Source organism: Wolbachia endosymbiont of Tuta absoluta (genome assembly GCF_059414725.1).
This window is the reverse complement of the sequence record NZ_JBNRJY010000240.1, coordinates 1-836: the sequence shown is the minus strand read 5'-3', so window position 1 is coordinate 836 and position 836 is coordinate 1. Positions and strand designations below refer to the sequence as shown.

Genomic DNA, 836 nt, shown 5'->3' with positions numbered 1-836 from the left:
GTAATGGACTTATCAATACACTTCTTGCATAGAAAAAAGGCAAATAGTTAAAAACGATCGATCCTATTTCTATTCAAAATGCAGTAGCGCAATGTGGTGACGTGAGTATTTTGGTGAATAATGCAGGTATTGCTCGTCTTAATCAAAGTCCTGTTGAAGCCAATATAGTGGCAACAACTCAAACTATTTTAGAGACCAATTTATATGGTGTGGTCAATACAACGCAGTATTTTTCTCCCATTTTAGAAAACAAATCTGAAAGTTATATCGTCAATATTCTTTCTGATGTGTCTTGGGAGCCAAGCACACTTTTGGCCAGTTATGCAATTTCTAAAGCTGCAGCTTGGTCATTTACCAATTCAACACGTCAATGGTTATCTAAGTTTAATGTACATGTGATGGGCGTACATGTGGGATTCATTGATACAGACTTAACCCAAACACTCGATATTCCTAAAATTTCTCCATCAACTGTTGCACAACAGGTATTTGAGGGAATTGAAAACAATGCATTTGAAGTACTGGTGGGAGCATCCACGCAAGCACTCAAAAAAGGTTTAACCGCAACATTACCCAGTTATATCAAATATTAGATTTTTAATTCAAAAGTGACGTATACACGAGGACTTAATATGTCAAAAATTGCTGTCGTTTATTATTCAGGTTATGGTCATACTAAAGTGATTGCAGAAACTTTCGCGGCTGAAATTGATGCAACATTGATTGAAATTGATCGATCTTCCATATCTAATATTATGTGCTGTCCTTTTTTATCTTTAAAAACTTTTATGACTTTTCCATTGCTATCATAAATTTTATAGTCATATCGTTCTTTA

General features: G+C 34.6%; 1 protein-coding gene. It reads left to right on the top strand.

The genetic code is table 11. The features are described 5' to 3' along the window. Positions 1-56: 56 nt before the first annotated feature. Positions 57-593 (top strand): SDR family NAD(P)-dependent oxidoreductase, encoded by a 537-nt coding sequence (locus ACJ5GX_RS02680; RefSeq protein ID WP_495292675.1) that lies wholly within the window; start codon positions 57-59, stop codon positions 591-593. Positions 594-836 lie beyond the last annotated feature (243 nt).